Here is a 19,505-nt window from a genome sequence, read left to right as displayed (position 1 = left end):
GCGCGGCAGACTGGAGCGCATGCGGCTGTTCGACCTCACCCACCCCGTCCGCACCGGCATGCCCGTCTACCCCGGCGATCCGGAGGTGGCCCTGCGACCGGCCCTGACCGCCGCCCGGGACGGCGTCAACCTGCTGCATGTGGCCATGGGCTCGCAGTCCGGCACCCATGTGGACGCCCCCTACCACGTGGACGACCGCTGGCCGCGGCTGGACGAGCTGCCGCTGGAGCGGTTCCTCGGGCCGGGCGTGGTGGTGGACGCCCGCGGCCTCGCGCCGCGGACGCCGATCGGCCGGGAGTACTTCGTCCGGTACGGGGAGCGGCTGCGGAAGGGGGTGCTGGTGCTGGTGGTCACGGGCTGGTCCGAGCACTGGGGGAGCGAGCGGTACCAGGCGCACCCGTACCTCTCCCGGGCGTCGGCCGAGTACCTGGTCGAGCGCGGGGTGCAGACGGTCGGGGTGGACGCGATGAGCGTGGACGCCACTCCGGCCCGCGAGTTGACGGCGCATCGGGTGCTGTGCGGGGCGGGGGCGGTGATCGCGGAGAACCTCCGCGGCCTGGATGCGCTGTGCGAGCTCCCGGCGGAGGCGGACCTGGAGATCGCCCTGCTGCCGCTGCGCCTGGCCGGCCCCCGGGCCGACGGGGCGCCGATCCGCGCGATCGCCCGGGTACGCGAGGCGCGCTGAGGACCGGCGAGCCCCGGCGAGCCCGAAGGGTCGCGCCCCCCCGGCGCAGCGCCGCAGGCGCGAGACGGGGCGCGGGGAACTGCGCGGCCAGGCGACTACGGCGCCGCAGTCGGGAGCGGCTATCGGGTTGCAACCCGGACTCCGCTGCCGCGTGCGGCAGAGTGGATGGCTGGCCGCGCAGTTCCCCGCGCCCCCTGTCTCGCGCCTGCGGCGCTGCGCCGGGGGCGGCTCAGCGGGGCTGTCCCTCCGTCCCGCGCGTCCCGCGCTGCACGCCCAGCGCGATCACGCCCAGACCCAGCCACACCGCGCCCACCAGCAGCGCCTGCCCCGTCGCCTCGTACAGCACGGCGGCGATGACGGCGATCCCCAGCACCGGCACGACCACGTGTGGAAGCCAGGCCCGGCTGCGGTTGCGGACCGCGTACCAGCCGAGGACGGAGGCGTGCAGCAGGATGAACGCGCTGAGCGCGCCCACGTTCACGATCGAGGTGAGGTGGTCGAGTCCGTTGGTGGCCTCCGCCCCCCACACCGCGGCCACCATCGTGATCACCGCGGCGAGCAGCAGCGCCCGCCGCGGCACCCCGCCGTCCGCCGAGCCGAGGATGCGCGGCAGCCGCCGCTCCCGGGCCATCGCGAAGACCAGCCGGCCCGCGGCCGCCTGCCCGGCCAGCGCCGCGAAGGCCGCGCCGATCGCCTTGCTGACCGCGACCGTGGTGTGCATCCAGCCGCCGATCGCCGCCTCCGCGGTGTCGTAGAAGGCGGAGCCCTGCGCCTCCGGATGGGCGACCAGGTACTGCGGGCTGTGCGGGTCGAGCACCCCCGCCAGATAGGTCTGCGCCACGAACAGCACACCGGCCAGGACCAGGCAGAACAGCACCGCCCGGCCCACCCCGGCGGCCGGCCCCTGGTGCTCCTCGGCGAAGGAGGCGATCGCGTCGAAGCCGAGGAAGGACAGCACGGCCACGGAGACCGCGGAGAGCACCGCCGCGAAGTCGAAGGCGCCGATCCCGGTGAACGGCGAGCCCAGCGGCCGCACCGCGCCGTGCCGCGCCAGTTCGACGACCGCCGCCACCACGAAGACCAGCAGCACCGCGATCTCCATGGCCAGCACCAGCAGCCCGACCACGGCGGCGAGCCGGACCCCGGCCAGGTTGAGCGCGGTGGTCACCACCACCGCGAGGAGGGTCCAGATCCACTGGTTGACCGAGGGCACCAGCGCGTTGAGGGCGATCCCGGAGAAGACGTAGGCCACCGCCGGGATCAGCAGGTAATCCAGCAGCGCCATCCAGCCGGCGATGAAGCCGAAGCCCTCGCCGAGGCCCACCCGGGCGTACGCGAACACCGAGCCGGCGCGCGGGACCACCCGCACCATCTGGGCGTACGAGACCGCGGTGAACCCCATCGCGATGGTGGCCACCACGTACACCAGCGCCACCGCGCCGTGGCTCTTGGCGTCGAGGACGCCGTAGACGCCGACCGGGGCCATCGGGGCGATGAAGAGCAGCCCGTAGACGACCAGGTCGCGGAAGCGGAGGGTGCGGCGCAGCTCCGAGGGGGGCAGGCCGCCCGCCCCGGCGCCGGGCGGGGCCGGCGGGGTCGGCGGCGTGGGTGGCGTGGGCGGCGGCGTCGGGGTTGCGTCCATGCCGGGATGATCGGGCCGGGCGCGGCCGGGGGCGGGTGATTCGGCCGCGCACTGGCGTGTCGCACGCCTGCGCGCGCCCCGGGGGCGCGGACGGGGGAGGCGCGCCCCCGATCTTCCCGGGTCGCACCCTTACGATGGGGCCATGACTGCAACTGCCGAGCGCCGCGTCCTGCTCGCCGCCCCCCGGGGCTACTGCGCGGGGGTGGACCGCGCGGTCATCACCGTGGAGAAGGCCCTGGAGCAGTACGGGGCGCCGATCTACGTCCGCAAGCAGATCGTCCACAACAAGTACGTGGTGCAGACCCTGGAGAAGAAGGGCGCGATCTTCGTCGACGAGACGGAGGAGGTGCCCGAGGGCGCCATCGTGGTCTTCTCGGCGCACGGCGTCGCCCCCTCCGTCCACGACGAGGCGAAGGCCGGGCGCCTCGCCACCATCGACGCGACCTGCCCGCTGGTCACCAAGGTGCACCGGGAGGCCAACCGGTTCGCGGACGAGGACTACGACATCCTCCTCATCGGCCACGAGGGCCACGAGGAGGTCATCGGCACGATGGGCGAGGCCCCCGAGCGGATCCACCTGGTGGACGGCCCGGAGGACGTCGCCAAGGTCAAGGTGCGGGACGAGAACAAGGTCGTCTGGCTCTCCCAGACCACCCTCTCCGTGGACGAGACCATGACCACTGTGGACGCGCTGAAGGAGCGCTTCCCGGCGCTGGTCTCCCCGCCGAGCGACGACATCTGCTACGCCACCCAGAACCGGCAGGTCGCGATCAAGCAGATCGCCGCCGAGGCCGACCTGGTGATCGTGGTCGGCTCGAAGAACTCCTCCAACTCGGTACGTCTTGTCGAGGTCGCGCTGGGCGCCGGGGCGAAGGACGCCCACCTGGTGGACTTCGCCGACGAGGTCGACGAGGCCTGGCTGGACGGCGTCCGCACGGTCGGCGTGACCAGCGGGGCGTCCGTCCCCGAGGTGCTGGTCCGGGGCGTGCTGGAGTGGCTGGCCGAGCGGGGCTTCGGGGAGCCGGAGGTCGTCACCTCCACCGAGGAGCACCTGCAGTTCTCGCTGCCCAAGGAGCTGCGCCGCGATCTGCGCGCGGAGGCCGCCTCGAAGTGAGGCGGCGTCAGGCCGGCGGCGTGCCACGGAAGGTGAGTGTGCGGTAGCCGGAGCGGAGCCCTCCGTGTTGTCCTGTTGTCATGGAAATCTTCGGCGTGGACATCGGCGGCTCCGGGATCAAGGGCGCCCCGGTCGATCTCGATCGGGGCGTTCTCGCCGAGGAGCGCTACAAGGTGCTGACCCCGCAGCCCTCCGAGCCCGAGGCGGTCGTGGACGCTGTCCGCCAGGTGGTGGACAAGTTCCAGTGGAAGGGCCCGATCGGGATCACCTTCCCCGGGGTGGTGGTGGACGGACGCACCCTCACCGCCGCCAACGTCGACCAGGGCTGGATCGGCCAGGACGCCCGGGCCCTCTTCGCCGCCGCGACCGGTTGCAAGACCGCGGTGGTCAACGACGCGGACGCGGCCGGCATCGCCGAGGTGGCGTTCGGCGCCGCGCGCGGCCGCAAGGGTGTCGTCCTGCTGCTCACCCTGGGCACGGGGATCGGCAGCGCGCTCTTCACGGACGGCGTGCTGGTCCCCAACACCGAGCTGGGCCACCTCGAACTGCACGGCAAGGACGCCGAGAAGCACGCCTCAAGCGGGGCCCGCGAGCGGCACGAGTGGAGCTGGAAGCACTGGGCGGAGCATCTGGACGACTACTTCGGGATGGTGGACGCGCTGTTCTCGCCGCAGCTGATCGTGGTCGGGGGCGGGGTCAGCCGGAAGCACGACAAGTTCCTGCCGCTGCTGAAGCCGCTGCGGGCGGAGATCGTTCCCGCGGAGCTGCAGAACGACGCGGGCATCGTGGGGGCGGCGATGGCGGCGCGGTCGCTGGCGCTGTGAGGCGGGCGGCGCCGGGGTGCGGGGGGCGGTGGCGGCCTGCCGGGTGGTGACTCGCTGGCAGGCGGCGACTCGCTGTCAGGCGGCGACTCGCTGGCAGGCGGCGTCTGCGGCACCGCAGCAGCCGTCCAGGTGCGCTCTGTTCAGCGCCTTCCCGCCGCGCCCGCCGTGCCTGCCGCGCGCGCCCGCCGCGCCCGGCGGAGGGCGAAGTGGCGGGCCAGGGTGATGGCGGCGGCGACGCCCGTGCCGATGAAGAGCCAGATGGCCTGCAGGGCGAGGTCGGTGACCAGGCCGAGCACCCGTGCCCCGAAGCCGCCGCCGGAGTGCTGGCCGCAGATCAGCAGGGCCAACGCGAAGGCGATCGGACCCGCCACCGGCGCGGCGGCCAGGTCGATCGGGCGGACCCGGATGGCGGCCTGGAAGCAGGTCACCACGAAGACCAGGCCGAAGAGGATCCCCGGCCCGCCGAAGAGCCAGCGGTCGACGAGCGCGCCGAGCAGTGTCCCGCCGACCATCAGCACCGCGATGCCGAAGGCGGTGAGCCGGCCGGGAGCGCGCATCTGCTGCCCGCGCTCCGGCGCGGCCGCGGGGGCGGACGCCGAGGTGGACGCGGAAACGGCAGCGGCGGCGGACGCCGCCGCTCCCGCGCGCGGCCGCGCCGCCGAGCCGCGCGCCGCCGAGCCGCGCGCCGCGGGACGCTCCGACGCTCGCGCGGGCGGCGGCACACGGCCGGCCCGCCGCGAACCGTCCGCCGCGCCGGTACCGCTGCCGGGCATCTCTCGCTGTTCCACGGGACCAACGTACGGTCCGATGAACGCCACCCGGGGCCACGGACACACCTTGGGGCGAACGCGTCACCCGAATCGCCCCGCATCTCCGCGAGCCGTGCTAGTCGTGCTAGTCGTGTTCGAGGCGCGGGCCGGCGGGATCGGAGGCCTCGCGGCGACCCGTAGACTGGGGGATCGCCCGTTGTCCCTCTTCACCTTCCGGGAAGTCGCCTCGTGTCGCTCACGATCGGAATCGTCGGTCTGCCGAACGTCGGCAAGTCGACGCTCTTCAACGCCTTGACCAAGAACGACGTGCTGGCGGCCAACTACCCCTTCGCCACCATCGAGCCGAACGTCGGCGTGGTCGGCGTGCCGGACCCGCGGCTGGACCGGCTGGCGGAGATCTTCTCCTCCGAGCGGAAGGTCCCGGCGACCGTCGACTTCGTGGACATCGCGGGCATCGTGCGCGGCGCCAGCGAGGGCGAGGGGCTGGGCAACAAGTTCCTCGCCAACATCCGCGAATCGGACGCGATCTGCCAGGTCATCCGGGCCTTCGAGGACCCGGACGTGGTCCACGTGGACGGAAAGGTCTCGCCCAAGGACGACATCGAGACCATCAACACCGAGCTGATCCTGGCCGACCTCCAGACCATCGAGAAGGTGCTGCCCCGTCTGGAGAAGGAGTCCCGGATCCAGAAGGACAAGCAGGCCAAGGTGAAGGCCGTCCAGGAGGCCAAGGCGATCCTGGAGGAGGGCCGCACCCTCTTCTCCGCCGGGATCACGGCCGACAGCGAGACCGGCCCGCTCCTCCACGACCTGCACCTCCTCACCACCAAGCCGTTCCTCTACGTCTTCAACGTGGACGAGGACGAGCTGGTCGACGAGGACTTCAAGAACGAGCAGCGGGCACTGGTCGCCCCGGCCGAGGCGATCTTCCTCAACGCCAAGCTGGAGGCGGACCTCGCCGAGCTGGACGAGGCGGAGGCCATGGAGCTCCTCGAGTCCGTCGGCGTGGAGGAGCCCGGCCTGGCCACCCTGGCCCGGGTCGGCTTCGACACCCTCGGCCTGCAGACCTACCTGACGGCCGGCCCCAAGGAGGCCCGCGCCTGGACCATCCGCAAGGGCGCCACCGCGCCCGAGGCGGCCGGCGTGATCCACACCGACTTCCAGAAGGGCTTCATCAAGGCCGAGATCGTCTCCTACGCCGACCTGGTCGAACTCGGCTCCGTCCCCGAGGCCCGAGCCAAGGGCAAGGCCCGCATGGAAGGCAAGGACTACGTCATGCAGGACGGCGACGTGGTGGAGTTCCGCTTCAACGTGTAATACGTCCCGCTGCGCAACATCGGCGGGGGCCCGGCTTCGCGGAGGGGGGCTCCGCGGCCGGGCATCGGCCATTTTTGTTCAGCCCCCGCTCGTCCCTCCGAACGACCGACCTCCAGCGCCTCGCCCGGATCGGCCTCCTGTCCGAGGTGGTGCTCGTCGGTGTGCGCGGCTGAGTGACGATATGGACAAGGGCCGCAACCTCCTGGCTCAGGATTGACGCAATCCGATGCCGCGGACGCTGTGGCCGTGGCGCCGGGCTGGCAGCGGCGCGAGGGTGCACCGTCCGGTAAGCAGACCTCGGAGTCCCGCTGGGCACAGTTGATGCCGTGCTCCCGCCCCGGTCGGCGTGGGGGCTTCGTTCGCGGTGAGGCCGTTCGATTGGCAGCGAACCACGATTCAGATATTCTGAATCCATGGCTGTGATGAGTGCTTCCGAGGTGTCGCGGAACTTCTCCGCGGTGGTCGACCGGGCCGCGGCCGGCGAGCACATCGAGATCATCCGCAATGGCAAGCTCGTCGCCGAGCTGGGGCCGCCCACGGCCCGCCCGAACGGCAGGGCTCTGCTGGATTCGCTCTCCCGGTTGCCGCGTGCCGGCGAGGGCGACGACTGGTACGAGGACGTGTTGGCCACCCGGGAGCTGCTGACCGAGGGGGGCGACCCGTGGAGCGAGTGATCCTCGATACGGGGGTCATCGCCGGGGTGGACCGGGGGCGGCTGGAGTGGAGCCAGGTGATCGGGGAGGAGGACGATGCCGCGATTGCCGCGGTGACCGCGGCGGAGCTGCTGCAGGGGGTCGAGCTGGGGGAGGGCAGGGTCCGGGATCGGCGGCGGGTTTTCGTGGAGGGCGTGCTGTCCGACATCCCGATCGAGTCCTACGATCTGTCCGTTGCTCGGCATCATGCCCGGTTGCTGGCTCACTGCCGGGTCAGCGGCGAGCCACGTGGCGCCCATGACCTGATGATCGCGGCTACGGCGGTCGCCACCGGGCGGACGGTGGTGACGACCGATGAGAAGGCCCGCTTCGAAGGCCTTCCAGGGGTGCGTGCCCGCGTTTTGCCCAGGTGACCGTCGACGGTGCCGTTAACCGTGGCCGGGATGCCCGATCGGTGTCGGCGGCCGGTTCGGACAGCCGCGTCGGCAGGCGGGAGAGGGGAAATTCGCTTTCGGGCGCCGGGGTGTGGTGATAGACAGCCGCAGTGCAGACGAATCTTGAACTTCCTGACCTGCTGCGTCTGATCGACGAGCGGGCGGCGGCCTTCCGGGCCGCGATCGCCGCCGCGCCCAGCCTGGACGTGCAGGTGCCGACCTGTCCCGAGTGGACGCTGTTCGACCTGGCGCGGCATCTGGGCGCGGGCCGCCCGTTCTGGGCCGCCGTCGTCAAGGCCGGTCCGGCCGATGCCCCGCCGGCCGAGGCCGTGGCGGCACGCGACGAGGCGCAGGCGCCCCGGGAGCGCGAGGCGCTGGTGGCCTGGCTGGCCGCGTCGACGCAGGAGCTGCTGGACACCCTGCGGGAGGCCGGCCCGGACGCGGAGTGCTGGACGTGGTGGGGCGCCTCGCAGTCGCCGCGGACCAGCGGTGCCGTCGCCCGGCACCAGCTTCAGGAGGTCGCGATGCACACCTATGACGCCCAGCTCACCGTCGGCACCGCGCAGCCGCTGCCGGCGGAGGTGGCGCTGGACGGCGTCGAGGAGTTCCTGTTCACCTGCTGCGCGTGGTCGGGCGTCTGGCCGCACGAGCCGGCCGTCGTCGACTACCACGCCACCGAGGGCCGCTCCTGGCGCTTTACGGTCGAGGCGGACGGCGCCCGCGTCGTGCGCCTCCCGGCCGCCGGTGAGGGCGAGGCCCAGGCCCCGGCCGACGCCTCCGCCCGGGGCACGGCCGGTGAGCTGGTCCTATGGTTCTACGGACGCACACCGCTGGAGTCGGTGAAGATCGACGGCGACCGGGAAATCTTTGAGCGGCTCTTCGCCTGGGACCCGAACGCGTAAGGGACACCACCCAGCTCAACTCGTGTACTCCCGGCGCAGGTTGATGGGCGCTGGGCAAGGTGTGGGGGCGTACTCGTCGGCTCGGCGTGGATCGCCCCCGTGGATTGCGGCGGCACCGAGTAGCTCCGGCCGACCCGCAGGTCGGCCGGGGCCGTGCCGCGTCCCGCCCCCGGGGGTCGGCGTTCTCGGCGTGGTGGTCGCCCCGCCTTGTCTGACGGTTCGTCAGCGGACCGCTCAGGAGGTGATGGACGCGCGGAAGTGGTAGCGGTCGCCGCGGTAGGCGGCCAGGGTCAGTTCGAGGGGACGGCTGTCCTGGTTGTAGGCGAGCTGGTAGGCGACGAGGACGGGGGTGGCGTCGGTGATCTCCAGGAGCTCGCGCTCGGTGGCGTCCGGCTGCCGGGCCTCCACGGAGTAGTCCGCGACCTGGGGGTTCTGCGCCGGAGTGGCGCCCCGGAGGGTCGCGAAGAGGGATGCCTCGGTGAAGTCGGTCTCCGCCAGGACAGGGCATAGCGCGAGCGGCAGCCGGTTGTGCTCCAGCACCACCACCTGGCCGTCGAGGAACCGCAGCCGGCGCATCTCGAAGAGGGCGGCGCCGGGCCCGATGCGCAGCGTCTCGGCCTCCGCGACGGTCGCCGGCCGGACCACGGAGTGGAGCACCCGGGCGCGGGTGACGAGTCCGTGCTTGGCGGCGTAGTCGGCGAAGCCCTCCACGGTGTGGGTGCCGACGCCGGTGCCGGTGCCCGGGATCTCGGGGGCCCCGGTCTGCTTCTCCTCCGCCTCCGGGAGGACCGCCGTCTCCGCCACGAACCAGCCCCGGGCCGCGGCCGAGGTGAGCATGCCCCGGGCGGCCAGATCGGTGAGCGCCGCGCGCATGGTGACGCGCGAGACCTCGTACCGCGCGGCGAGGGCCCGTTCGGACGGCAGGCGGTCCCCGGGGCGGGCGCCGTCGGCCGCGACGTCGGCCCACAGACGTGCCGCCACCTGGGCGTAGAGCGGCAGCGCGTCGTCGGTGAGCAGGCTCTGCGGGAGGCGCGGGGGCACGGTTTCCGAGGTGGGCATACCAGAAGCATACCAGTAGACGACTATTGACGACCACCAAAAAGACCAGTTACGGTTCCAGCGAGCTTGGGGCCAATGAGGCAGAAGGGCTCAAAACGCACGAAAGCAAGGTGTTTGACCATGCAGAGCCCGTTGGACGAGGTGGTCCGGCGACAGAAGGCCGGACAGCCGCAAGGCATCACCTCCGTGTGCTCGGCCCACCCGCTGGTCGTCGAGGCGGCGGTCCGCCAGGCCCGCGAGACCGGCGGGCACGTGCTGGTGGAGGCGACCTCCAACCAGGTCGACCAGTACGGCGGTTACACGGGGATGCGGCCGGCGGACTTCCGCGAGCTGGTGCACGGGATCGCGACCGCGGGTGGTCTGCCACTGGACCGGGTGATCCTCGGCGGCGACCATCTCGGCCCGAACCGGTGGCGATCCCTCCCGCCCGAGAAGGCGATGGAGGAGGCCGTCGGTCTGGTCACCGGCTACGCCGAGGCGGGCTTCACGAAGATCCACTTGGATTGCAGCTTCTCCTGCGCCGGTGACCCCGTGCCGCTGACCGACGAGATCGTCGCCGGCCGGGCCGCGCGGCTGATCCGGGCGGTGGAGGACGCGGTGGGTCCGGCCCGGGCGGAGCGGATCCGGTATGTGATCGGCACCGAGGTCCCCACGCCCGGCGGCGCCCACGAGACGCTCGGCGCCCTCCGCCCGACCGCGCCCGAGGCGGCGCGCGCGACTCTGGAGCAGCACCGCAAGGCGTTCGCCGAGCACGGGATCGAAGGGGTATGGCCCCGCGTCATGGCGCTCGTGGTCCAGCCGGCCGTGGAGTTCGACCACCTGCGGGTCGTCGACTACCGGCGGGAGCTGACCGAGGAGCTGCGCCGGGTGCTGGACGGCGAGCCGGCCATGGTCTACGAGGCCCACTCGACCGACTACCAGACCCCCGAGGCGCTCACCGCACTGGTCGAGGACCACTGGGCGGTCCTCAAGGTGGGCCCGGGGCTGACCTTCGCCCTGCGCGAGGCGCTGTTCGCGCTGGCCGCGATCGAGGACGAACTGGTGCCGGTCGCCGAGCGGTCCCGGCTTCCCGAGGTCGTCGAGCGGCGGATGCTCGCCGAGCCCGCCCAGTGGCAGGGCTACTACCCCGGCAGCGCCGAGGAGCAGCGCCTGGCCCGCCGCTACAGCTACAGCGACCGGCTGCGCTACTACTGGCCAGACCCCGAGATCGAAGAGGCGCAGGGGCGGTTGATGCGGAACCTCTCTGCTGTGGACATCCCGCTGCCACTGCTCAGTGCCCACCTTCCGCTCCAGTACGCCCGCGTCCGCCGCGGCGAACTCGCCGCCCGGCCGCGCGAACTGGCCGTGGATCACGTCCGCGACGTCCTGCGCGACTACGACCGCGCCTCCAACCCGATCCCGGCCCCGGACCCGATCCCGGCCCCGGACCCAATCCCGGCCCAGAACCCGACCCCGACCTCGAACCCGACCCCGAACCCGAAGGAGCAGGTGTGACCACGTCCACCGGCACGCTGTCCGTCGACGACGGCGCTGCCCACACCGTCCGCGAGATCACCCAGCAGCCCGATCTGTGGCGGGAGGTCGACCGGATCGTCGCCGCCTCCCGGGAGACGCTGGACGCCTTTCTCCGCCCGCTCACCGCCCGCGGTGACCTGCGCGTGGTCCTCACCGGCGCCGGTACCTCCGCGTTCGCCGGCCGGGTTCTCCAGCCGGCGCTGGCCCGGGACCTGGGGCGGCGGGTGGACGCTGTCGCCACCACCGACCTGGTGGCGGACCCCCGCGGCTGCCTCGCCGAGGACGTGCCCACACTGCTGGTCTCCTTCGCGCGGTCGGGCGACAGCCCGGAGTCCGTGGCCGCCACTGTCCTCGCCGACCGGATGCTGTCCGAGGTCCACCACCTCGTGATCACCTGCAACGAGCAGGGCCGGCTGGCGCGGGAGCACACCGGGCGGCCGTCGTCCCACGTGCTGCTGATGCCGCCCGCAGCCAACGACCGCGGCTTCGCCATGACGTCGAGCTTCACCTGCATGACGCTGGCCGCGCTGCTCGCCCTCGGCGGTGAGGCGTACACCGGGGTCGCCGAACGCCTGGCGGCGGCGGTCGAGTCGATCACCGGCAAGGAGGCCGTCGACCGCACCGCGGGCGCCCTCGTCGATCGCGCCCCCGAGCGCATCGTCTTCCTGGGCAGCGGGTCGCTGAAGGGGCTCGCCGAGGAGTCGGCGCTGAAGGTGGTCGAGCTCACCGGGGGAGCCCTGGTGACCGTCGCGGACTCCTCGATGGGCTTCCGGCACGGTCCCAAGGCGGTGCTCAACGACCGCACGGTGGCGGTCGTGTACCTGTCGAACGATCCGTACACCCGCCGGTACGACCTGGACATCGCCGCGGAGCTGCGCGGGAACCTCCCCCCGCGGAGCGTCGTCACCGTCTCGGCGGACCTCGGCGACGGCACGGAGGGCAGCGGCGACGACGCCTGGCTGCTCCCCGGCCTCGGCGGCGTCCCGGACGTGGCCCTGGCGCTGTCCGCGGTGGTGTACGCGCAGCTCATCGCGCTCCGCGCGTCCCAGGCCCGGGGCCTGCGCCCGGACAACCCCTTCCCCGCGGGTGAGGTGAACCGCGTCGTGGCGGGCGTGACACTGCACGAACTGCGGGACTGAACCGCGGGACTGGACCACAGGACTGAACCACAGGACTGAACCGCAGGGCCGACCGAGACAGGTCAGACAGATCAGACGGATCAGACGGCGCAGACGAGTGCGCCGGACGGAGGTACAACGATGTTCCTAGGCGTCGACGGCGGGGGTACGAAGACCGCGTTCTGCCTGATCGACCGGTCCGGAGAGGTGGTGGCCAGGGCCGAGGCACCAGGCTCGTACTACTTCTCGCAGGGCATCGACCTCGTAGGCCGGGTGCTGAAGGAGGGCGTGGGCGCGATCTGCGCGGCGTCCGGGCTCACACCGGGCGACTTCGAGTACGCCTTCTTCGGTCTGCCGGGCTACGGCGAGGCCGCGGGCGACCTGCCCGTGCTGGACGCCACCCCGCGAGAGGTGCTCGGGCACGACCGCTACGCGTGCGACAACGACATGGTCTGCGGCTGGGCGGGATCGCTCGGCGCCGTCGACGGCGTCAACGTCATCAGCGGCACCGGCTCGATGACGTACGGCGAGCGGCGGGGCGAGGGCGTCCGGATCGGCGGCTGGGGCGAGATCTTCGGCGACGAGGGGTCCGCGTACTGGATCGCGATCCGCGGCCTCAACGCCTTCTCCCGGATGAGCGACGGACGGCTGCCGGAGGGCCCCCTGAGCGGGGTGTTGAGGCGCCGGCTGGAGCTCGCCTCCGACCTCGACGTGATCGACGTCGTCCACAACAGGTGGCAGGGCGACCGCGGCCGGATCGCCGCGCTCAGCCGCTCGGTGGCCGAGGCGGCCGAGGCGGGCGACGAGGTCGCCGCCGCGATCCTCCGCGAGGCCGGCCAGGAGCTCGCCCGGCTCGTCGACGTCACCCGCGAGCGGCTCGGGTTCGGCCCGGAGGAGACGGTCCCGGTCTCCTACTCCGGCGGGACGTTCGGGGCCGGCCCGGTCCTGGAGGCGTTCACCGCCGGGCTGCGGGATCGGTTCTCCTCCTACGAACTGCGTCACCCTCTGTACGAGCCGGTCGTGGGTGCCGCTCTCTACGCGGCGAAACTCGCCGGATCCCCGCTTCCGCCGGCCGCGCTCGACGCGCTGCGTGCGATCCCCGGCTCCCCCGCCTCCCGAGAGGACGACCGATGAAGAACGGCAAGAACAGCTGGATCCTGTACGCGTCGCTGCTGGTCCTGTTCTGGGGCGTGTGGGGGGCCTTCTCCAGCGAGCCGAACAGCAGGTACGGCTACCCCAACGAGATGATCTACATCATCTGGGCGTTCACGATGCTCATCCCCGCGTACTTCGCGATGCGCGGCAACAGATTCGACCGGCGGCCGATCGCCGCCGTCTACGGGCTGATCGCCGGCCTGACCGGAGCCGGAGGGCAGCTGCTGCTGTTCCGGGCGCTCGCCGACGGCCCGGCGTACCTGGTCTTCCCGCTGGTCTCGCTCTCCCCGGTGATCACCGTCCTGATGGCGACGGTACTGCTGCGCGAGCGGATCACCCGACTCGCGGTCGTGGGCGTGGTGCTGGCGCTGGTGGCGATCGTGCTGCTGAGCATCCCCGGCGGCGGCGGCGGCTCCACCGCGCACGGCCCGTGGCTGCTGATGGCGATCGGGATCTGCGTCGCCTGGGGAGTGCAGGCCTTCTGCATGCGCAAGGCGGCACTCGTCGGCGTCAACGACGCGACGACCTTCGGCTGGATGACCATCAGCGGTCTGCTGCTGGTTCCGGTGGCTGTCGCCATGATGGGCGGGTTCCCCACCCACTACCCCTGGCAGGCGCCGACCCTCACCGCCGTCACCCAGGTCCTCAACGCGGTCGGCGCGCTGTTCCTGGTGATGGCGTTCAGCCGGGGCAAGGCCTCGGTGGTGGCCCCGATCACCAACGCGCTGGCCCCGGTGCTGACCATCGCGCTGTCCCTGGCGGTCTACCAGACGCTGCCCAGCGTCTGGGGCGCCATCGGCATCGTCCTCGCCCTCGGCGGCTCGACGTTGATGGTCTACAGCGACGAGAAGAGCGGCGAGGACCCCGTGGCCCCGGGCGCGCTGGACGACGACACCCCGGCCGGCGCTGCTTCCACCGCGCAGAGGCTCTGACCGACCCGGGGCGCGGCCGGCGGACACCGGCCGCGCCCCAGCGACCGCGCCCCACCGGCCGCGCCCCACCGGCCGCACCCCACCGACCGTCAAAGTGACAGGAAAGCGAGGGGATCGCCCCATGTCCCTGGTACCGACCCGTGATCTCGTCTCGAAGGCGGCCGCGGCCGGCCGGGCCGCCGCGGCGTTCAACGTGATCACGCTGGAGCACGCCGAGGCGATCACCGCCGGCGCGTCGGCGGCGGGGACGGCGGTGATCCTGCAGATCAGCGAGAACGCCGTGCGCTTCCACGGCGGGCGGGTCTCGCCGATCGCCCGGGCCGCGGCCGAGGTCGCCCGCGGCTGCGACGTCGACGTCGCCCTCCACCTGGACCACGTGACCGACCTGCGGCTGCTGCACACGGCGGCCGAGGCGGGCTTCTCCTCCGCGATGTTCGACGCCGGGGCCCAGCCGTACGCCGAGAACCTCGCCGCCACCCGTGCCGCCGCACAGTGGGCCCACGGCGCCGGGGTGTGGCTGGAGGCCGAACTCGGCTACGTGGGCGGCAAGCCCGACGCCCCCGCGAGCGCCCATGCGGCCGGGGTGCGCACCGACCCGCGGGAGGCGGCGGCCTACGTCGCCGACACCGGGGTGGACGCGCTGGCCGTCGCCGTCGGCAGCAGCCATGCGATGACGGAGCGGTCGGCCGCCCTGGACCACGAACTGATCGGACGGCTCCGGGACGCGGTCCCCGTACCGCTGGTCCTCCACGGTTCGTCCGGGGTCGGGGACGACGAACTGCGCCGGGCCGTCCGGGCGGGCATCGCCAAGGTCAACGTCGGTACGGCCCTCAACATCGCCTTCACCCGCGCGGTCCGCGAGACCCTGGCGGAGAAGCCCGACCTGACCGACCCCCGCGGCTACCTCGCCCCCGGCCGCGACGCCATGGCGGAGACGGTGCGGGCGCTGCTGGGTGTGGTGAGCGGCTGAGTCCCTCGGGTGTGCGGCTGGGCGAGGGGCAGGGCCTGGCTCAGTCCCGGTCGAGGGTGCGGGGGAAGCCGAAGCGGGGGAGGAGTCCCAGGTTTCCGAAGCGGGTGAGGGCGTGGACGCGGTCGCCTCGGAGGGTGAGGACGATCAGGCCGTTGGCGCGCCAGAGGGGCGCGGCCGGGTCGGGGAGGTAGAGGACCAGGGCGGGCTGGCCGTTGGCCCGGGTGGGCAGCAGTTTGAGGTCGTGATCCCGGTGGGTCCGGCGGAGGAAGCCGGCGACGGCCACGGGGCCGCGCAGTTCGAGGGGCTCCGGCGGCATGGTGAGGCGCACGTCTTCGGTGAGGGTGGCGACGAGTGCGTCCAGGTCCAGCCGTTCGAAGGCGGTGACGAACCGCTCGACGACGGCGGCCTCGGCGGGGGACCGCGGCAGCGGCACCTCGTGCGGGTCGGGCGGCTGCGGCAGGTTGCCCCGGGCGCGGAGGAGGGCGCTGTTGACGGCTGCCGGGGTGGTGCCGAGGATCTCGGCGGTCTCCGCGGCGGGGAAGCCGAGGACGTCCCGGAGGACCAGGACGGCCCGCTGCTGCGGCGGAAGGTGCTGCAGGCCCGCCACGAACGAGAGGGCGATCGACTCCCGGGCCGCGTACCGGGCCTCGGGGCCTCGGGTCTCGCCGTCCGGATCGTCCGGGTAGGGCTCCAGCCACCACGGCTCCTCGGACCGCACCGGCCCCGGCGGAGTGGCCCGTTGCGGGCGGCGGGACTCGCCGCGCAGGTGGTTCAGGCAACGGGTGGTGGCGATCCGGTACAGCCACGCCCGAAGCGCCCGGCCGTCGAACCGGCCGAGTGAGCGCCATGCGGTCAACAGAGCCTCCTGGAGGACGTCCTCGGCGTCCTGCACGGACCCGAGCAGCCGGTAGCAGTGCGCCTGCAACTCGCCGCGGTAGGGGCCGACCAGTTCGCTGAACGCCTCGCCGTCGCCGGCCCGGGCACGGGCGAGGGCCGTGTCGGTCATGGCACCGCTCCTTTCACCGGCCGGCGGACGCCCGCCCGGCCCGGCGGCTTGCGCCTCTGGAAGTGAAACCCCGGCGGCGGCCCGAACTCATCGGTGAATCGGCGGGAGATCCGGTGTTCTTCCTTGCGGGCCCGATCCATGGCGATCACTCGCGGCCGCCGCGGAACACAAGGACCGTGGCGACCGCGGGGCCGTGGAGCCGCCCCCGCCGGCTGAGACCCCCGATGTGCGGGGGCCCTGCTCGGCGGCCGAATCCGACCGGCACTGTGGAGACCCGAATGCAGAACCACCTCAGGACCGCCGTCGTCACCGGGGCCAGCCGCGGCTTCGGGCGGGCGATCGCCGCCGCGCTCGTGGCCGGTGGCACCGACGTCGTCGGCATCGCCCGCAACGGACCGGAGCTGGACGCCGTGCGCGGCGAGCTCGGTCCGGCGTTCACCCCCGTCGCCGGGGACGCCACCGGCGACGCCCTCGCCGAGGAGGTGATCCGTACCCGCCGGCCCGGTCTGCTGGTGCTCAACGCCGGGGCCACGCCCCCGATGGCTCCCGTGCAGGAGCAGACCTGGGAGTCCTTCAGCCGCAACTGGGAGGTCGACACCCGCCATGTCTTCGCCTGGACCGGGGCCGCACTGCGGGCGCCGCTGGCCCCGGGCAGCGTGGTGCTCTCGGTGTCCAGCGGAGCCGCTCTGGGGGGTTCCCCGCTCAGCGGCGGCTACGCCAGCGCCAAGGCGGCCATCCGGTACCTGCGCCAGTACGGCGACGAGGAGGCGCGGCGGGCCGGGCTGGGCATCCGGTTCGTCACCCTGCTGCCGGACATGACCCCGGCCGGCGGGGTCGGCGAGGCCGGTGTCACCGGTTACGCGGCCCGGACGGGGGTGAGCCGGGAGGCCTTCATCGAGGGCCGGCAGCCGATCCTCACCCTGGAGCGGATCGGCAGGGCTGTGGTGGAGCTCGCCGGGACGCCGGACAGCGGTCCGGAGTACCGGATCGGCGGCGCCGGACTGTCCCCGGTCGGCTGATCCCGCGCCCGCCGGAGGCTGCCGGGCAGCCTCCGGCGGGGTGGCCGTAGACTCCCCGGGCTCGTGAAATCGCATGAGCATTCGTCAGAAGGGGAGTGGGGATGCGCCTTGCGGTGCGTGTTTCCGCGACGGCCGCCGTGTTGGCGGGCCTGCTCGGGATGGTGCCGCTGGCTACCGCGCAGAGCGCGGAGGCGGCGACGGTGAGCTGTACCGGCAAGACCCTGGGCGGCACGGGCAACCTCTCGGGCAGCCCGGTCGCCCGCAAGCTGAACCAGAAGATCTGGACGCAGGCGACCATCAAGAACGAGACCGCCTACGCGCAGAACGGCGTGTTCTACGACTACGAGATCGCCGCTCCCTCCAACCGGCACACCACGGCACCGGACATCTGGTGGCACGTGCTGGGCGGCACCTGGCACTACATGCCGCTGACCTGGCACGCCGCCGTCAAGGGCGGCAGCGACGCGTACTGGATCAGCGGCGACTCGGGGATCGGCAACCTGGCCGCCCACGCGTCCCGGACGGTGCAGTTCGCCATCCTCTTCAAGTCGGGCTCGGCGACCGGAAGTTACCTCGGCACGACGTGGCTGGGCTCGAAGAGCTGCGGCTACACCGGGCTCGGCCACCTCGACGAGAACTTCGCCTATCAGTGACCGGCCGGTCGGCCGGCGCGGATCCTGCGGTGCCCAGGACGGCCGGGCCCGGGTACCTCTCGTACCCGGGCCGTCCCAGGCGCCGTCCGCGGCCACGGTCGGTCAACCGGCGCACCGCTCGCCGGGTGGACACCGCCTGGTAGACGTCCACGGCCTCAGGACAGCCAGTCGGTGTAGTGGGTGGCGGCGATGTGGGCGTCGCCGGGGGCGGTGAGGACGTCGCCGCGGACGACGGCGAACATCCCCGCGGAGTCGTCGGTGACCACGGTGCGGCCGTCGCCCTTGGCGGCCACGGTGAGCCGGCCGAGCTCGTCGAGGGGGTAGACGTCGGGGCCCGCGATGTTGCGCACGCCGTTCAGCGGGCTGCCCGCCGCGACCTCGGCGACGGCGGCGGCGACCTCGGCGGCCGCGATCGGCTGGATCGGGGTGCGCGGCAGGCGGACGGTGTCCCCCTCGGTGGTCATCGCCAGGGTGGCGTCCATGAACTCCATGAACTGCGTGGCCCGGACGATGGAGTAGGGGATCGGGCCGGCCTTGAGGATGTCCTCCTGGAGCACCTTCGCCCGGTAGTAGTCCAGCTCGGGCACCTGGTCCACGCCGACGATGGAGAGGATGACGAAGTGCCCGGCGCCGGCCTTCGTGCTCGCCGCGACCAGGTTGTCCATCGAGGTACGGAAGAAGGCGGGCGAGGCGTCGTCGAAGGTCGGCGAGTTGGTCAGGTTGAGGACGACGTCGGCGCCGGCGAGCGCCGCGTCCAGCCTTTCGCCGGAGAGGATGTCCACACCTGTGGACAGGGAGTGCGGTACGGCCTGGTGGCCGGCGGCGTCGAGGTCCTTCACGACCTGCGAACCGATCAGTCCGGTTCCGCCTACGACTGCGAACTTCATGGTGGTTCCCTCTTTCGGGTCGGTCGGCGCTACTCGTCCACGCCGGCTGTTCCTCGCGGCTGTTCCTCGCGCCGCTGTTGCTCGAAACCGTGGCTGTGGTGGCGGGCGAGCGGGTCCAGCGCCGCCCTGTCGCTGTGGAGTGTCCCGGTCATCGGCGCTTCTCCCGCCGGTCGTCGTCCCCGGGGTCCGGCCGGGGGCGGCGGAGCGCCCCGTGGAGCACGGTGTCCACGGTCGCGCGGAGGAGGTCGGCCGCGGTGCGGTCGAGGGTGCGCGGCAGGTGGGAGTTGAGCAGCCGCTCCAGAGCCCCGCGGGTGATCTCGCCGAGGAGTTCCGGCGGGGCCGGCAGCAGTCCCCGCCGGTGGCCCTCGCGGAACAGCTCGTCCAGCCGCCGGTAGACGGTCTCGTCCAGGCGCTGTTCCGCGTACCGGCGCAGCTCCGTCTCGCCGCGGCCGGTGGCGAGCTGGGGGGCGCCGATCCGCGCCATCTCCTCGCCCGCGGCGATCAGCAGGCGCTCCACCCGGATCTCGAAGGGGCCCTCCTCGGCCTCCCTCTCCGCCGCCGCAAGTGTGCGCTCAACGGCGGCGAACCGGCGGTCCAGGACGGCGGTCAGCAGGCTGCGCTTGTCCGGGAAGTGGCGGTAGATCGTCTTCTTGCTCATGCCGAGCTCGCGGGCGAGGTCGTCCATGCTCACCCGGCCGGAGCCGGGTGCGAGGAAGAGCCGGTCGGCGGCCGAGACGATGGCCTCGGCGCGGGGCTCGACCCGGGGCTCGGCGCCGGGCTCGCCCCCCTCGGCGGAGGAAACTCCAGAAACTGATCGCGTTTCCATGGTTTCCATGGTGATCCCGGGCCG

General features: G+C 72.8%; 21 protein-coding genes. 14 read left to right on the top strand and 7 right to left on the bottom strand.

Annotated elements, in window-relative coordinates:
• The first annotated feature begins 19 nt into the window (after nt 1–19).
• Entirely contained in the window at nt 20–685 is a 666-nt protein-coding gene (locus tag BS73_RS16710; protein ID WP_037573328.1) for a cyclase family protein, read from the top strand.
• A gap of 229 nt (nt 686–914) precedes the next feature.
• Here the strand turns inward: BS73_RS16710 and BS73_RS16705 are convergent, their stop codons facing one another.
• Nucleotides 915–2,327 carry an APC family permease gene (locus tag BS73_RS16705; protein WP_084704129.1) on the bottom strand — a complete coding sequence of 471 codons (1,413 nt, stop codon included), beginning with the start codon at nt 2,325–2,327 and terminating at the stop codon, nt 915–917.
• 142 nt (nt 2,328–2,469) lie between these two features.
• On the opposite strand from BS73_RS16705, the gene BS73_RS16700 reads away from it, so the two are divergent.
• On the top strand, nt 2,470–3,441 hold the full coding sequence (locus BS73_RS16700) for a 4-hydroxy-3-methylbut-2-enyl diphosphate reductase (protein WP_037573325.1): 972 nt from the start codon (nt 2,470–2,472) through the stop codon (nt 3,439–3,441).
• Nucleotides 3,442–3,521: 80 nt separating this feature from the next.
• On the top strand, nt 3,522–4,265 hold the full coding sequence (gene ppgK, locus BS73_RS16695; RefSeq protein ID WP_037573323.1) for a polyphosphate--glucose phosphotransferase: 744 nt from the start codon (nt 3,522–3,524) through the stop codon (nt 4,263–4,265).
• A 140-nt stretch (nt 4,266–4,405) separates the two neighbouring features.
• Here ppgK and BS73_RS37440 read toward each other — a convergent pair whose 3' ends face one another.
• A complete protein-coding gene (locus BS73_RS37440; RefSeq protein ID WP_152617629.1) occupies nt 4,406–5,053 on the bottom strand; it encodes a DUF6542 domain-containing protein in 648 nt (215 codons plus the stop codon).
• A 210-nt stretch (nt 5,054–5,263) separates the two neighbouring features.
• On the opposite strand from BS73_RS37440, the gene ychF reads away from it, so the two are divergent.
• From ychF to BS73_RS16670, 4 genes are all read left to right on the top strand, one after another.
• Entirely contained in the window at nt 5,264–6,352 is a 1,089-nt protein-coding gene (gene ychF / locus BS73_RS16685; protein ID WP_037573321.1) for a redox-regulated ATPase YchF, read from the top strand.
• A gap of 413 nt (nt 6,353–6,765) precedes the next feature.
• Nucleotides 6,766–7,026 carry a type II toxin-antitoxin system Phd/YefM family antitoxin gene (locus BS73_RS16680; RefSeq protein ID WP_037573319.1) on the top strand — a complete coding sequence of 87 codons (261 nt, stop codon included), beginning with the start codon at nt 6,766–6,768 and terminating at the stop codon, nt 7,024–7,026.
• Nucleotides 7,014–7,418 carry a PIN domain-containing protein gene (locus tag BS73_RS16675; protein WP_037573315.1) on the top strand — a complete coding sequence of 135 codons (405 nt, stop codon included), beginning with the start codon at nt 7,014–7,016 and terminating at the stop codon, nt 7,416–7,418. Before BS73_RS16680 ends, BS73_RS16675 begins: the two co-directional genes overlap by 13 nt.
• A 131-nt stretch (nt 7,419–7,549) precedes the next feature.
• Nucleotides 7,550–8,341 carry a maleylpyruvate isomerase family mycothiol-dependent enzyme gene (locus BS73_RS16670; protein ID WP_037573312.1) on the top strand — a complete coding sequence of 264 codons (792 nt, stop codon included), beginning with the start codon at nt 7,550–7,552 and terminating at the stop codon, nt 8,339–8,341.
• A gap of 234 nt (nt 8,342–8,575) precedes the next feature.
• Here BS73_RS16670 and BS73_RS16660 read toward each other — a convergent pair whose 3' ends face one another.
• The gene (locus tag BS73_RS16660) at nt 8,576–9,400 is read right to left on the bottom strand and encodes a GntR family transcriptional regulator (protein WP_037573305.1); all 825 of its coding nucleotides are present in this window, start codon (nt 9,398–9,400) and stop codon (nt 8,576–8,578) included.
• 120 nt (nt 9,401–9,520) lie between these two features.
• Between BS73_RS16660 and BS73_RS16655 the strand changes: the two genes are divergently transcribed.
• From BS73_RS16655 to BS73_RS16635, 5 genes are all read left to right on the top strand, one after another.
• Nucleotides 9,521–10,894, top strand: coding sequence for a D-tagatose-bisphosphate aldolase, class II, non-catalytic subunit (locus BS73_RS16655; protein ID WP_084704126.1), 1,374 nt, complete (start codon nt 9,521–9,523; stop codon nt 10,892–10,894).
• Nucleotides 10,891–12,054 carry an SIS domain-containing protein gene (locus BS73_RS16650; RefSeq protein WP_037573302.1) on the top strand — a complete coding sequence of 388 codons (1,164 nt, stop codon included), beginning with the start codon at nt 10,891–10,893 and terminating at the stop codon, nt 12,052–12,054. Before BS73_RS16655 ends, BS73_RS16650 begins: the two co-directional genes overlap by 4 nt.
• Nucleotides 12,055–12,174: 120 nt before the next feature.
• On the top strand, nt 12,175–13,167 hold the full coding sequence (locus BS73_RS16645; RefSeq protein ID WP_037573299.1) for an N-acetylglucosamine kinase: 993 nt from the start codon (nt 12,175–12,177) through the stop codon (nt 13,165–13,167).
• A complete protein-coding gene (locus BS73_RS16640; RefSeq protein ID WP_037573296.1) occupies nt 13,164–14,120 on the top strand; it encodes a DMT family transporter in 957 nt (318 codons plus the stop codon). Before BS73_RS16645 ends, BS73_RS16640 begins: the two co-directional genes overlap by 4 nt.
• A gap of 121 nt (nt 14,121–14,241) precedes the next feature.
• Nucleotides 14,242–15,090, top strand: coding sequence for a class II fructose-bisphosphate aldolase (locus BS73_RS16635; protein ID WP_037573293.1), 849 nt, complete (start codon nt 14,242–14,244; stop codon nt 15,088–15,090).
• A gap of 40 nt (nt 15,091–15,130) precedes the next feature.
• Here the strand turns inward: BS73_RS16635 and BS73_RS16630 are convergent, their stop codons facing one another.
• Nucleotides 15,131–16,096, bottom strand: a complete 966-nt coding sequence (locus BS73_RS16630; RefSeq protein WP_037573290.1) for an RNA polymerase subunit sigma-70 — start codon at nt 16,094–16,096, stop codon at nt 15,131–15,133.
• 278 nt (nt 16,097–16,374) lie between these two features.
• Between BS73_RS16630 and BS73_RS16625 the strand changes: the two genes are divergently transcribed.
• The gene (locus BS73_RS16625; RefSeq protein WP_037573287.1) at nt 16,375–17,115 is read left to right on the top strand and encodes an SDR family NAD(P)-dependent oxidoreductase; all 741 of its coding nucleotides are present in this window, start codon (nt 16,375–16,377) and stop codon (nt 17,113–17,115) included.
• A 113-nt stretch (nt 17,116–17,228) separates the two neighbouring features.
• Entirely contained in the window at nt 17,229–17,768 is a 540-nt protein-coding gene (locus BS73_RS16620) for a hypothetical protein (protein WP_152617628.1), read from the top strand.
• Nucleotides 17,769–17,923: 155 nt separating this feature from the next.
• Here BS73_RS16620 and BS73_RS16615 read toward each other — a convergent pair whose 3' ends face one another.
• From BS73_RS16615 to BS73_RS16610, 3 genes are read right to left on the bottom strand one after another with little or no spacing between them, the layout of a single operon-like run.
• Nucleotides 17,924–18,655, bottom strand: coding sequence for an SDR family oxidoreductase (locus BS73_RS16615; RefSeq protein WP_037573281.1), 732 nt, complete (start codon nt 18,653–18,655; stop codon nt 17,924–17,926).
• 29 nt (nt 18,656–18,684) lie between these two features.
• On the bottom strand, nt 18,685–18,807 hold the full coding sequence (locus tag BS73_RS40370) for a hypothetical protein (RefSeq protein WP_265736862.1): 123 nt from the start codon (nt 18,805–18,807) through the stop codon (nt 18,685–18,687).
• Nucleotides 18,804–19,481, bottom strand: a complete 678-nt coding sequence (locus BS73_RS16610) for a TetR/AcrR family transcriptional regulator (RefSeq protein WP_051940016.1) — start codon at nt 19,479–19,481, stop codon at nt 18,804–18,806. Before BS73_RS16610 ends, BS73_RS40370 begins: the two co-directional genes overlap by 4 nt.
• Between the last annotated feature and the right edge of the window lie 24 nt (nt 19,482–19,505).

This window comes from Phaeacidiphilus oryzae TH49 (assembly GCF_000744815.1).
Classification (GTDB): domain Bacteria; phylum Actinomycetota; class Actinomycetes; order Streptomycetales; family Streptomycetaceae; genus Phaeacidiphilus; species Phaeacidiphilus oryzae.
The sequence above is the reverse complement of the archived record's forward strand: the minus strand, read 5'-3'. Positions and strand labels throughout refer to the sequence as shown.